At 60.9% G+C, this 13,058-nt stretch carries 12 protein-coding genes; 5 read left to right on the top strand and 7 right to left on the bottom strand.

Annotation, left to right across the window (positions count from 1 at the left end):
* Window positions 1-11: 11 nt before the first annotated feature.
* The 3 genes from J1G33_RS14965 to J1G33_RS14955 form a co-directional block, all read right to left on the bottom strand.
* Window positions 12-1,514, bottom strand: coding sequence for an ATPase domain-containing protein (locus tag J1G33_RS14965; RefSeq protein WP_223018322.1), 1,503 nt, complete (start codon window positions 1,512-1,514; stop codon window positions 12-14).
* 132 nt (window positions 1,515-1,646) lie between these two features.
* Window positions 1,647-2,705 (bottom strand): tetratricopeptide repeat protein, encoded by a 1,059-nt coding sequence (locus J1G33_RS14960; RefSeq protein ID WP_032875361.1) that lies wholly within the window; start codon window positions 2,703-2,705, stop codon window positions 1,647-1,649.
* 76 nt (window positions 2,706-2,781) lie between these two features.
* The gene (locus tag J1G33_RS14955) at window positions 2,782-3,675 is read right to left on the bottom strand and encodes a bestrophin family protein (protein ID WP_103735159.1); all 894 of its coding nucleotides are present in this window, start codon (window positions 3,673-3,675) and stop codon (window positions 2,782-2,784) included.
* Between the two features lie 245 nt (window positions 3,676-3,920).
* On the opposite strand from J1G33_RS14955, the gene J1G33_RS14950 reads away from it, so the two are divergent.
* The 5 genes from J1G33_RS14950 to J1G33_RS14930 are packed head-to-tail and all read left to right on the top strand — an operon-like array spanning window position 3,921 to window position 9,477.
* Window positions 3,921-5,570 (top strand): AMP-binding protein, encoded by a 1,650-nt coding sequence (locus tag J1G33_RS14950; protein ID WP_148853338.1) that lies wholly within the window; start codon window positions 3,921-3,923, stop codon window positions 5,568-5,570.
* 21 nt (window positions 5,571-5,591) lie between these two features.
* Window positions 5,592-6,359 carry an SDR family NAD(P)-dependent oxidoreductase gene (locus J1G33_RS14945; protein WP_005788301.1) on the top strand — a complete coding sequence of 256 codons (768 nt, stop codon included), beginning with the start codon at window positions 5,592-5,594 and terminating at the stop codon, window positions 6,357-6,359.
* Window positions 6,360-6,370: 11 nt separating this feature from the next.
* The gene (locus tag J1G33_RS14940) at window positions 6,371-7,555 is read left to right on the top strand and encodes an acetyl-CoA C-acyltransferase (RefSeq protein ID WP_223018321.1); all 1,185 of its coding nucleotides are present in this window, start codon (window positions 6,371-6,373) and stop codon (window positions 7,553-7,555) included.
* Window positions 7,556-7,564: 9 nt separating this feature from the next.
* Window positions 7,565-8,692 carry an acyl-CoA dehydrogenase gene (locus J1G33_RS14935; RefSeq protein ID WP_032875350.1) on the top strand — a complete coding sequence of 376 codons (1,128 nt, stop codon included), beginning with the start codon at window positions 7,565-7,567 and terminating at the stop codon, window positions 8,690-8,692.
* A gap of 11 nt (window positions 8,693-8,703) precedes the next feature.
* Window positions 8,704-9,477, top strand: coding sequence for an enoyl-CoA hydratase (locus J1G33_RS14930; protein WP_223018320.1), 774 nt, complete (start codon window positions 8,704-8,706; stop codon window positions 9,475-9,477).
* A gap of 75 nt (window positions 9,478-9,552) precedes the next feature.
* On the opposite strand, the gene J1G33_RS14925 is transcribed toward J1G33_RS14930, so the two are convergent.
* The 4 genes from J1G33_RS14925 to J1G33_RS14910 all read right to left on the bottom strand — a co-directional run bounded on the left by J1G33_RS14925 (window position 9,553) and on the right by J1G33_RS14910 (window position 13,001).
* The gene (locus J1G33_RS14925) at window positions 9,553-10,704 is read right to left on the bottom strand and encodes an acyl-CoA dehydrogenase family protein (RefSeq protein WP_005788309.1); all 1,152 of its coding nucleotides are present in this window, start codon (window positions 10,702-10,704) and stop codon (window positions 9,553-9,555) included.
* A 3-nt stretch (window positions 10,705-10,707) separates the two neighbouring features.
* A complete protein-coding gene (locus tag J1G33_RS14920; RefSeq protein WP_005788310.1) occupies window positions 10,708-11,808 on the bottom strand; it encodes an enoyl-CoA hydratase/isomerase family protein in 1,101 nt (366 codons plus the stop codon).
* Window positions 11,809-11,939: 131 nt separating this feature from the next.
* Window positions 11,940-12,647, bottom strand: coding sequence for an HPP family protein (locus tag J1G33_RS14915; protein WP_078821363.1), 708 nt, complete (start codon window positions 12,645-12,647; stop codon window positions 11,940-11,942).
* Window positions 12,648-12,812: 165 nt separating this feature from the next.
* Complete coding sequence (locus tag J1G33_RS14910) at window positions 12,813-13,001, bottom strand: type VI secretion system contractile sheath small subunit (protein WP_256584644.1); 189 nt, start codon at window positions 12,999-13,001, stop codon at window positions 12,813-12,815.
* Window positions 13,002-13,058 lie beyond the last annotated feature (57 nt).

The following is a 13,058-nucleotide window of genomic DNA, read 5'->3' as shown; positions in this document are numbered from 1 at the left end:
AGGAGGCGGGGTCACACGTCCTCTTCCTTGAGCAGGGGTGAACCGGCGCCCATGTAGGTCGGAATGCCGCGCAACACGCCCTGGAAATTATCCAGGGGTTGGCCTACGGTCATGCCGCGACTGCTGATACGGTATTCGCGTATGGTCGATTCGTGGGAACCGGTGCGTTTCTTGATAATGGAAATCGCGCGGCGGACCTTGCCCAGTGCTTCGAAATAACGCAGCAGGATAACGGTGTCGGCCAGGTAGGTGATGTCTACCGGGGTTTGCATATCGCCGACCAGGCCGTGCTGGGCAACGGTCATAAAGGTCGCAGCACCGCGGCGGTTGAGATAGAGCAGCAGTTCGTGCATATGCAGGATCAGTGCATTTTCTTCCGGCATCGCCGCTTGATAACCATTGATACTGTCAATTACCACCGTCTTGATGCCGCGTTCGTCCACACAACGTCGTACCCGATGGGAAAACTCACCCGGGGACAACTCGGCCGCGTCCACCTGTTCGATCAACAGATTGCCGGTCGCTTGCATAGCCTCCAGGTCAATACCCATGTTCCTCATGCGCTCGAACAGCAGCCCCATCTCTTCGTCAAAGATGAACAGTGCCGCCTTTTCTCCGCGCTCTACGGCGGCGGCGGCAAAAATCATCGAGATCAAGGATTTGCCGGTACCGGCCGGACCGAGGATCAGACTGCTGGAGCCGGTCTCAACACCGCCGCCCATCAAGGCATCCAGTTCGGCAATGCCGCTGCTCATGGTTTGCCGTACATAGCCACCACGGTGCTCGGCCGCTACCAGACGCGGGAACACATGTACACCGTCTCCCATGATGGTGAAGTCGTGGAAGCCGCCCCGATATTTCTGCCCGCGGTACTTCACGATTCGCACACGACGGCGTTCGGCGCCGTAGTCAGGGGTTAACTCTTCCAGGCGGATGACGCCGTGAGCCACGCTGTGCACGGTTTTGTCGAGAGACTCGGTGGTCAGGTCATCGAGCAGCAGTACCGTGGCGTCATAACGCACGAAGTAGTGCTTGATCGCCAGGATTTGCCGGCGATAGCGCAGCGAGCTTTGCGCCAGCAGACGGATCTCCGACAGGCTGTCGACTACCACGCGGGTCGGTTTGACGCGTTCCACCACTTCGAAAATCTGCCGAGTGGCTTCGCCCAGCTCCAGGTCGGAGGAATACAGCAAGCTCTGCTGATGCTCTGCATTGAGCAAGCTTTCGGGCGGGGTCAATTCGAAGATATGGATGTTGTCGTCCAGGTCCCAACCGTGGGACTTGGCACCTTGGCGCAGTTCCCGCTCGGTTTCTGACAAGGTGATATACAGCGATTTTTCACCGTTTTTCGCCCCTGCCTGCAAGAAGTGCAGGGCGACGGTGGTTTTACCGGTGCCCGGCTCACCTTCAAGGAGAAACAAATGGCTACGTGATAGCCCGCCGGAAAGAATGTCATCAAGACCTTCGATGCCGGTGGCCGCCTTTTCACTTAAAAGCGCATTGGATGTAGACAAGAAGTGCCCTCAGGTCACGTACAAGTTGGGTGCACGCCGAAGGGGCGCGCCATATTCACTTGACCGTATCGGCATGTGGCGGTTCAACGTTTCTTAAGAATTGCAGTCGTGTAGGAGCGCGCAAGCTCGTTCCTACAGGCCTTGCTGTAAGGCTGGATCATCCGGGTTCTGCTGCTCCAACTGTGCCAGCAGCACCTGGACGTTCTGCAATTGGCCGCTCTCTTTCCAGTAATTGACCAGCAGTACACGTGCTTTGCGATTGGCCGGGTGGCGCTGAACGATCTCTTCCAACTGGCGCTGGGCCGCCTCCAGTTCATCCTGGTCGTGCAGTGTGGTGGCCAGGTCAAAGCGATAATCCTGGTTGTCCGGCTCAAGCTCCACCGCCTTGGACAGGCCGAGCAAGGCATAGGGGCGCTCGCCGTGGTGCAGCAACCACATGCCCAACGCGTGTTGCAGGTAGGCCGACTCCGGATGCGCCGCCAATTGCTGCGCCAACAGTTGGCGCGACTCCTCGCTCTTGCCTTGCTTGTCCAGCAGTTCGATTTGCGCCACGCCTGCTTGCAGGTTGTCCGGTTCCAGGCGCATTGCCTGTTCCAGAGCGTCTTGCGCCGGTGCCAGCATCGCGCTGTGGATGTACAGGCGCGCCAGTTGGATCCAGCCTTCAGCGGTTTCGGGCTGGGCCTTGAGGGTTTTCACAAACTCGTCGAGTACCTGCTGCAAGGGGCCGAAATACAAGCCCAGGGTGTCCGGCGACAGACCGAGCAGGGCATTGGCCGCAGCAAAGCGCACAGCCTGTTCGGGATCATCCAGTACCGGACCGAGCAACAGGGTGCGCTGGCCGCTAGGTACCAGGCCGACGATGCTGTGGATCGCCGCTTCGCGAACCATTGCAGATTCATCGGCCAGGTCTTTATCCGCCAGCTTCAGCGCTTGGGGGCTGGGGTAATTGGGCAATTGGGCGTGCAGGGCGGCACGGCGCTCAGGCGACAGATCAGGCCGTCCCAACTGTTGGTACAACACGCGCGCAGCGCCCGGCTCACCGTTTTGGGCCTGTTTCAACGCCTTGGAATAACCGTGGGCAATGGCGGGCGCCACGGTGACTTGAGGGGGACGAGAGAAAAACCAAGTGATCGACACGATCAACAACAGGGCGCACAGGCCGATGATGGAGTTACGGCGTGACTTTGACATGCGGGCGTCCGAAAACTGTGGTTGCTAGTGCAAAGCCATCAGCTTCGGTCAGTGCAGGGCCAGTGTCAAACCGGCGTCAGGTCAGCACGTACTCCACCGGTTGCGGCGCAGCAGGCAAGTCGACTTCACCGAGGGCCGCCAGGATCTCGCGCTCCAGGGTTCGCAGGATGGCATCGCACGGCAGGTCGTTTTCGTCAAAGCCAAACGGGTCTTCCAATTCATCGCCGATCGCATCCAGACCAAAGAAGGTGTAGCTGACGATTGCAGTGAACACCGGCGTCAACCAGCCCAGCGGTTCGGCCATGGCGAAGGGTAACAGGATGCAGAACAGGTAAATGGTGCGGTGTAGCAGCAAGGTGTAGGGGAAGGGCAGCGGGGTGGTCTTGATGCGCTCACAGGACGCCTGCACCTGGCTGAGGCCGACTAGCCGAGCTTCCAGCTGGGTGTAGCGCCATTCACTGATCACACCCTGCCGGGCCAGAACGCACAACCGCGCACCGAGCATCTGCAGCACGCTGTCAGGCAAGTTGGGGTGGCTCGCGCGCACGGTAACCCAGGGCTGTATGGCGCGCACCTCATCTTCATGGCGCAAATGCGCGATCAAGCCATGGGCAAAACCGCATAGCTCACGCAACAGCCCGGCCCGCTCGGGGGTATCGCCGAGCACCTGGGTTTCACGAATCAGCGAGCGTACCTCGATGATCATCTGTCCCAGTTGCTTGCGGCCTTCCCACCAGCGGTCGTAGCAGGCGTTGTTGCGAAAACTCATGAAAATCGACAACGACAAGCCCAGCAAGGTAAAGGGCGTAGCGTTGACCTTGGAAAAATAGGCGGGGTGCAGGGTTTCCACCAGCACGATGACCGAGGCCAGCAGCGTGACCAACAGGCTGCGCCAGGCAATGCGCTTGGCAATCGAGCCCTTGAGGGAAAACAGGATGCCCAGCAGGTTGGGCTTGGGGCGAACGATCATGGCAGGCTTCTGTGAGGGTGCAGGCATCAGGGTAGAAGCTGGCTTGCAGAGCGTCCAATCACTTGGATCGACCGTTTGATCGGTGGGACCAATGATCGGCGTAGCCGCCGATAGCAGGATTGGCCAAACCAGTCAGCCAAGTTGAAGGCTTTGACCATTGCCCCTGCAACGCTCTGGAGCGACTATTTCAGCCGATTTATCCAGTTAAAAAGTCCTGAAAATAAAAATACAGAAGGATTGAAACGATGCGTGAGTATTTGGCCGCCACCACCGATTTTGATTATCAGCGCACTGTCGATGCCGCACTGGCTGGCAACCTGCAGGCGCTCAATGCCTGCGTGGAGTGCTGTGACCGCCACGCGCTGCCAGGGCGCATCGCGTTGTTCTGGGAGGGTCGGGACGGGCGCAGCGCCACGTCGACCTTTACTGAATTGCAGGATCAGGCCGCACGCTTCGCCAATTTCCTCCTGGCCCAGGGCGTCAAGCGCGGCGACAAGGTGGCGGGCCTGCTGCCACGTACGGCCGAGTTGCTGGTGGTGGTGTTCGCAACCTGGCGCATCGGCGCGGTATATCAGCCGCTGTTTACCGCCTTCGGCCCCAAGGCCATTGAACATCGCCTGACCAGCTCCGGCGCGGCGCTGGTGGTCACCGACGCGGTGAACCGCCCCAAGCTGGCCGAAGTCGCCGGCTGCCCGACCATTGTCACGGTCACCGGCGCCAAGGGCGAGGGCATCGTGCGTGGCGACTATAGCTTCTGGGCTGAGCTGCCCAACTACTCCAACGTCTGCGAGCCGGTGTTGCTGGGCGCGGAGGATCCGTTCCTGCTGATGTTCACTTCGGGCACCACCGGTCCCTCCAAAGCACTCTCGGTGCCGCTCAAAGCCATTGTCGCGTTCCAGGGCTATATGCGCGACGCCGTGGACTTGCGCCCTGAAGACGCGTTCTGGAACGTCGCCGACCCCGGTTGGGCCTATGGCATCTATTTCGGTGTGACCGGGCCGTTGTCCATGGGGCATCCGATTACCTTCTACGACGGCCCGTTCACCCTGGAAAGCACCTGCCGGGTCATCAATAAATACGCGATCACCAACCTGACCGGCTCGCCCACGGCGTATCGATTGCTGATTGCCGGCGGCGAGCAGTTCGCCCGTTCAATCAAGGGCAAGCTGCGCATCGTCAGCAGTGCCGGCGAGCCGTTGAACCCGGAGGTGATCCGCTGGTTCGCCGACAACCTGGAGGTGACCATCCACGACCACTACGGTCAGACCGAGCTGGGCATGGTCTTGTGCAATCACCACGGCCTGACGCATCCGGTGCATGTGGGCTCGGCGGGGTTCGCTTCGCCCGGGCACCGCATCGTGGTGCTGGATGACAACCACCAGGAACTGCCAGCCGGGCAGCCCGGCATTCTGGCCATCGACCGCGAGCAATCGCCGATGTGCTGGTTTGCCGGCTACGACGGTGTGAAGACCAAAGCCTTCGTCGGCAAGTACTACCTCAGTGGCGATACGGTGGAATTGAACCCCGACGGCAGTATCAGTTTTGTCGGGCGCAGCGATGACGTGATTACCACTTCCGGCTACCGCGTGGGGCCATTCGATGTCGAAAGCGCCCTGGTCGAACACCCGGCGGTGGTCGAGGCCGCCGTGGTCGGCAAACCTTGCCCTGAGCGTACTGAACTGGTGAAAGCCTTCGTGGTGATCAGCGAGCAATACCGCGCCACCCCGGAACTGGCCGAAGAGCTGCGCCTGCATGTACGCCAGCGCCTGGCCGCCCATGCTTACCCACGGGAAATCGAATTTGTCAGCGACTTGCCCAAAACCCCGAGCGGCAAGCTGCAACGCTTCATTTTGCGCAATCAGGAAATAGCCAAGGCCCAGGCGGCCGTGGCTTGATCCCTTTCAAAGGAAACAACGATGCAGATTGAAAACAAGGTATTTCTGGTCAGCGGCGGTGCTTCTGGCCTCGGCGCGGCCACGGCTGACATGCTCATCGCGGCCGGCGCCAAAGTCATGCTGGTGGACTTGAACGCCGACGCCGTTGCCGCCAAGGCCACGCAACTGGGCGACAACGCTCGTAGCACCGTGGCAGATATCTGCCAGGAAGCCGCTGCCGAAACTGCCGTGAAGGCAGCGGTGGAGGCGTTTGGTGGTTTGCATGGCCTGATCAACTGCGCCGGTGTCGTGCGCGGCGAGAAAATCCTTGGCAAGAACGGCCCGCATGGGCTGGCCAGCTTTGCCCAGGTGATCAACGTCAACCTGATCGGCAGCTTCAACCTCTTGCGCCTGGCCGCTGCGGCGATCGCAGAAACCGAAGCGAATGCCGACGGCGAGCGCGGTGTGATCATCAATACCGCCTCGGTGGCGGCATTCGATGGGCAGATCGGCCAGGCCGCGTATGCCGCGTCCAAAGGTGCGATTGCCAGTTTGACCTTGCCCGCCGCACGGGAACTGGCGCGTTTCGGCATCCGTGTGATGACCATCGCCCCGGGCATTTTCGAAACCCCGATGATGGCCGGCATGACTCCGGAAGTTCGCGACTCCCTGGCCGCTGGCGTGCCGTTTCCACCGCGCCTGGGCAAACCCGCCGAATATGCCGCGCTGGTGCGACATATCCTTGAAAACAGCATGCTCAATGGTGAGGTGATCCGTCTCGACGGTGCCTTGCGTATGGCCGCCAAGTAAGGAGTGCCTGTATGAACGACCCTATTGTGATTGTCAGCGCCGTGCGCACGCCCATGGGCGGGTTCCAGGGCGACCTCAAAAGCCTGACCGCACCGCAGCTGGGCGCCGCAGCGATTCGTGCCGCCGTTGAACGCGCCGGTATCGCCGCCGATGCGGTAGACGAGGTGCTGTTTGGCTGCGTACTGCCGGCCGGGCTCGGGCAGGCACCTGCACGCCAGGCGGCCCTGGGCGCCGGCCTGGACAAGTCCACCCGCTGCACCACCCTGAACAAGATGTGCGGCTCGGGCATGGAGGCGACGATTCTCGCCCACGACTCATTGCGCGCCGGCAGCGTCGATGTGGTGATCGCCGGCGGCATGGAAAGCATGTCTAACGCACCGTACCTGCTGGATCGTGCGCGCAGCGGCTACCGCATGGGGCACGGCAAGGTGCTTGACCATATGTTTCTCGATGGCCTGGAGGATGCCTACGACAAGGGCCGCCTGATGGGCACCTTTGCCGAAGACTGCGCCGAGCACAACGGCTTTACCCGGGAAGCTCAGGATGCCTTCGCCATCGCGTCCCTGACGCGCGCGCAGGAGGCCATCACCCATGGCAGCTTCGCCAGCGAGATCGTCCCGGTGCAGGTCACCGTGGGTAAGGAACAAAAAACCATCCTGCACGATGAACAGCCGCCTAAAGCCAAGCTGGACAAGATCGCCAGCCTGAAGCCGGCGTTCCGTGAAGGCGGCACCGTCACCGCGGCCAATTCCAGCTCGATCTCCGACGGCGCCGCGGCATTGCTGCTGATGCGCGAGTCGGACGCCCTTAAACGTGGCCTCAAGCCGTTGGCGGTGATCCACGGGCACGCCGCGTTTGCCGATGAGCCGGGGCTGTTTCCGGTGGCGCCGGTGGGGGCGATACGCACGTTGATGAGCAAGACTGGCTGGCGCCTGGAAGACGTCGACCTGTTCGAAATCAACGAAGCCTTTGCCGTGGTCAGCCTGGTAACCATGAGCAAGCTTGCGATCCCTCACGACAAGGTCAACGTGCATGGTGGTGCCTGCGCCCTGGGCCATCCTATTGGTGCTTCGGGTGCGCGGATCCTGGTGACACTGCTCTCGGCCCTGCGCCAGAAGGGCCTCAAGCGTGGCGTCGCGGCCATTTGTATCGGCGGCGGTGAAGCCACGGCCATGGCCGTTGAATGCCTCTACTAAGGATGACTTATGCTGCCCAATGACGAACAACTGCAAATCAGCGACGCCGCCCGGCAATTTGCCCAGGAACGCTTGAAGCCGTTCGCCGCCGAATGGGATCGCGAGCATCGCTTTCCCAAGGAAGCCATCGCTGAAATGGCCGAACTGGGCTTTTTCGGCATGTTGGTGCCGGAACAGTGGGGCGGTTGCGACACCGGCTACCTGGCATACGCCATGGCCCTGGAAGAAATCGCCGCAGGTGACGGCGCGTGCTCGACCATCATGAGCGTGCACAACTCGGTGGGCTGCGTGCCGATCCTCAAATTCGGCAATGACCAGCAAAAGGCCCAATTCCTCACGCCCCTGGCCAGTGGCACCATGCTCGGTGCCTTCGCATTGACCGAACCCCAGGCCGGTTCCGATGCCAGCAGCTTGAAGACCCGTGCACGCCTTGAAGGCGATCACTATGTGCTCAATGGCTGCAAACAGTTCATCACCTCCGGGCAAAACGCCGGGATCGTGATTGTGTTTGCCGTCACCGACCCGGCAGCGGGCAAGCGCGGGATCAGTGCCTTCATCGTACCCACTGACTCTGCGGGCTACACCGTGGCGCGAGTCGAAGACAAGCTCGGGCAACATGCTTCCGACACGTGCCAGATCCTGTTTGAAGACGTGAAGGTGCCCGTGGCCAATCGCCTGGGCGAGGAGGGCGAGGGTTACAAGATCGCCCTGGCCAACCTTGAGGGTGGCCGTGTCGGCATCGCTTCCCAGTCGGTGGGCATGGCCCGCGCCGCCTTCGAAGCAGCCCGCGACTATGCCCGTGAGCGGGAAAGCTTCGGCAAACCGTTGATCGAGCACCAGGCCGTCGCCTTTCGCCTGGCGGACATGGCCACGCAAATTGCCGTGGCCCGGCAGATGGTGCATTACGCCGCGGCCCTGCGTGACAGCGGCAAGCCGGCGTTGGTGGAGGCGTCCATGGCCAAGCTGTTTGCTTCGGAAATGGCCGAGAAAGTCTGTTCGGCCGCCTTGCAAACCCTGGGCGGTTACGGTTACCTGAGCGACTTCCCCTTGGAGCGGATCTACCGCGATGTGCGGGTCTGCCAGATTTACGAAGGCACCAGCGATATTCAACGCATGGTCATCTCACGCAATCTATAAGGAGCCGATACATGAGTTATGAAACCATCCTGCTTGACGTCCAGGGCCGCGTCGGGCTGATTACCCTCAACCGCCCGCAGGCGTTGAACGCCTTGAACGCGCAACTGGTCAGCGAACTGAACCAGGCGCTGGATAACCTGGAGGCCAACCCAGAGGTCGGCTGCATCGTGCTCACCGGCTCGAAAAAAGCCTTTGCGGCCGGCGCCGACATCAAGGAAATGGCCGAGCTGACTTACCCGCAGATCTACATGGACGACCTGTTCAGCGACAGTGACCGTGTGGCCAACCGCCGCAAGCCGATCATTGCGGCGGTGAATGGCTTTGCCCTCGGTGGCGGCTGTGAACTGGCGTTGATGTGCGACTTTATCCTGGCCGGTGACAGTGCCAGGTTCGGCCAGCCGGAAATCAACCTCGGCGTGCTGCCGGGCATGGGCGGCACCCAGCGCCTGACCCGCGCCGTGGGCAAGGCCAAGGCCATGGAAATGTGCCTGACCGGGCGCTTTATCGACGCCGTCGAAGCCGAGCGTTGCGGGATCGTGGCGCGTATCGTGCCGGCCGATGAGTTGCTGGACGAAGCGCTGAAAGTCGCTGCCCTGATCGCCAGTAAGTCAGTGCCGATCAGCATGATGGTCAAGGAGAGCGTGAACCGCGCCTTTGAAGTCAGCCTGTCCGAAGGCGTGCGCTTTGAGCGCCGGGTGTTCCACGCGGCGTTTGCGACCCAGGATCAGAAGGAAGGCATGGCCGCATTCGTGGCCAAGCGGGCGCCGGAGTTCAAGGATAAGTAAAACACTGTGGGAGGGAGCAAGCCCCCTCCCACATTTGAACTGCAGCGTTTGACACAGTTTTTTGCAGTGTGTCAGTCAGAGCTGGTAGTGCTTGAGCTCCCTGGCAATCACCATCCGCTGAATCTCGCTGGTGCCTTCGTAAATCTGCGTGATCCGCGCATCCCGGTAGTAACGCTCCACCGGATAGTCTTCCAGATACCCATACCCCCCATGAATCTGCATCGCCTTGGAGCAGACACGCTCGGCCATTTCCGAGGCAAACAGCTTGGCCTGGGAAGCTTCGGACAAGCATGGTTTGCCGGCACTGCGCAGGCGCGCAGCGTGGAGGATCAGCAAGCGTGCTGCGTTCAGCTGCGTTTGCATGTCAGCCAACAGGTTGGCCACGCTCTGATGTTCGATGATCGCCTTGTCGAACTGCACGCGATCCCGGGCATAAGCCAGCGCTGCTTCAAAGGCGGCCCGGGCGATGCCCAAGGCCTGGGCGGCAATACCGATGCGCCCACCTTCCAGGTTGGACAGGGCGATTGCCAGGCCCTTGCCGCGCTCACCCAGCAGGTTGGCTTGCGGCACGCTGCATTGGTTGAGCGTAACGGCACAGGTGTCCGACGCACGGATGCCCATCTTGTGTTCGGTGCGGTCGACCACAAAACCCGGGGTGTCGGTAGGCACCAGAAACGCTGAAATACCCTTCTTGCCCAGTTCCGGATCGGTCACCGCAAACACGATGGCCAACCTGGCGCGCTTGCCGTTGCTGACAAATTGCTTGGCGCCGTTGATCACCCATTGGCCGTCTTTCAATTCGGCACGGGTGCGCAGGTTGTGGGCTTCGGAGCCGGCCTGAGGTTCGGTCAGGCAGAAGCAGCCGATGGCCTGGCCGCTGGCGAGTTCGGCCAGCCAAGTGTGTTTTTGCTCAGCTGTGCCGTAGTTGAGGATAGGCCCGCAACCCACTGAATTGTGGATACTCATCAAGGCGCCAGTGGCGCCGTCACCCGCGGAAATTTCCTCCACGGCCAGCGCGTAGGCCACGTAGTCCACATAGGTGCCGCCCCATTCTTCCGGGACCACCATGCCGAGCAGGCCCAGTTCGCCCATCTTCGCCACCAGCGCGTCGTCGATCCAGCCGGCTTTCTCCCAGGCTTGGGCATGGGGAGCAATTTCGCCACGGGCGAAGTCCCGCGCCATGTCGCGGATCATGATTTGTTCTTCTGTGTATTCAAGATCTTGCATGGCTTATTTCTCAATCTGCGCGAAGCTGTGGAAGAAGCTCTCGACGTGGCTGGCATCCAGCGCATTGAGCGTGGGCGGGTTCCAGCGCGGGGCTTTATCCTTGTCGATGATCAGGGCGCGAACGCCTTCAATCAGGTCGCCACGTTCGAACCATTGACGGTCCAGGTGCAGCTCCAGAGCAAAGCACTGTTCCAGCGGGAGGTGCCGACCACGACGCAGCATTTGCAAGGTCACGGCCATGGCCAGGGGCGAGCGGGTTTGCATCAGATGGGCGGTAGTCAACGCCCATTCGTGGGTGTCGGCGACCGTAACTGCCTGCAATTGCTCGACGATGCTCGGTACATCCGGCAGGGCGAAGAAGTGATCAATGACCGGGCGCAGGGCCGCCAGCGGCGCATCGGGTAATTGCTGCACCGCCAGTTTGGCGAGCACACCTTGCAAATCCTTGAGGGGGGAATCGCTCCATTGCAACTGGTCGAGCTTGTTGTCCAGGGCGGGGAGTCTGGCACTGTCGATAGACCAGTCGGCCAGCCCGCAATACAGCGCATCGGCGGCACGTATCTGCACCCCGGTCACGCCAAGGTAAGTCCCCAGCTCACCGGGAATACGCGACAGGAAATAGCTGCCGCCTACATCAGGGAAGTAGCCGATAGCCACTTCCGGCATCGCCAGGCGACTGCGTTCAGTGACGACCCGCAGATCCGCGCCTTGTACCAGGCCCATGCCGCCTCCGAGGACGAAGCCGTCCATCAGTGCCACGACCGGTTTACGGTAATGGTGGATGGCCAGGTCAAGGGCATATTCCTCCACGAAGAAATCCTGGTGCAGGGTGTCGCCGTTCTTGAAACTGTCGTACAGCGAGCGGATATCGCCGCCAGCGCAGAAGGCTTTTTCGCCGGCGCCACGCAGCACCACGGCATAAACCTGCGGGTCATCCGCCCACGCCTGCAACTGCGCCGTCAACTGGCGGACCATGTCGAGGGTGATGGCATTCAAGCCGGCGGGGCGATTGAGGGTGAGGTGGCCGATATGGTTACGCACTTCACTCAGTACTTCCTGCTGAATATCGGCGTGGCTTGCTTCGGATGAAACCTGAGCAGTCATCACTAACTCCCTGCTTTTATTGTTCTTTATCAAGATGTTCGCGGGCGAACCTTCTCGCGATCCTACCAGTGCAAATTTGCCCAGTACAACCGGTAATCATGCAGGTCGTTTTTGCATTTATGCCGTAGGGATCAAGCCGCGCGGTTGGCCAGGACCTCACCGATACTGCGACGTCGTGCATGGCCTTCTGCTGCGTGGATCAGTTGTTCCAGCTCAGTGGGCTCGACATCGTAAAATTGCTCCATTTCGGCCAGCGCCAGCTTGAGGTCGGCCGCTGTAATCGATGGATCGCTCACGGGCTGAATGCCGAGGACGACAGGAGCAGGCTCGGCTGGCCCCTTGGGGTAACGTGTGCGCGTGGCATTGTTATAGAGCAGTGCGCATCCCAGCAGAGCGCCGGCACCCAGCATGACCGGCGCCAGTTCATACCAGCCCAGGGCGATGGACGCAGGGTCGGCCAGTACCAGGGTCATGGCCAGGCCACCGGCCGGTGGGTGCAGGCAACGCAGCCAACAAATCAGGATTACCGTCATGCCCGCCGCCAGGCACGCGCTACCCAGGGTTCGCCCCAGTACCCGTGCCACCAGCAATGCAACGATGCCGGCACACAGGTAACTGCCCATGATCGACCATGGCTGGGCCAGCGCTCCCGATGACACCGCAAACAGCAACACGGCCGAAGCGCCAAGGGGGCCGAGCAAATGCAGGGCGACCTCCATGCCGAATACCTGGGCGCAAGCCCAGACACTGAACATTGTGCCCAAAGCCATGCCGATGCCGGCACGACTCCATTCAGCGGGGCGGGTGTTGATTGCAGCGGGTAACCAGCGAGCGAGCATTTAAAGACGATCCATAAACGGCGGGCGAAAAAAAAGGCCTGCCTGGTTTCCCGGTGCAGCCCTTTGAACGTTCCAACATTTGGGGGAGGAACCCGTGCAGTGTGCCGAGGTTGGTCTGATCGCACCACTGCATATTAATGAAGGTTAAACGCAAATATTATGCAGTTAAAGGGTGTCTCCGAAGGTAATGGGGCCTGCCACAGTGGGCGCTGGTGTGCAGAGTTTGCCCAGCACCCGGTTATTGGCCTCTTCATTGAACAAGCGCTCATGCAGGTTTTCGCGCAATTTGGCGTCGTCGGCCAGTGGCCCCTTCAACGCCACCAGCGCGTCGCGCAATGCCATCAAACGATCCAGTCTTGGTAAAGGTACATTCAACAGTTCCTCTCGCACGGCATTGTCCTCTCAATGAAG

The organism is Pseudomonas sp. P867 (assembly GCF_019891455.1).
Lineage (GTDB): Bacteria > Pseudomonadota > Gammaproteobacteria > Pseudomonadales > Pseudomonadaceae > Aquipseudomonas > Aquipseudomonas synxantha_A.
The sequence above is the reverse complement of the archived record's forward strand: the minus strand, read 5'-3'. Positions and strand labels throughout refer to the sequence as shown.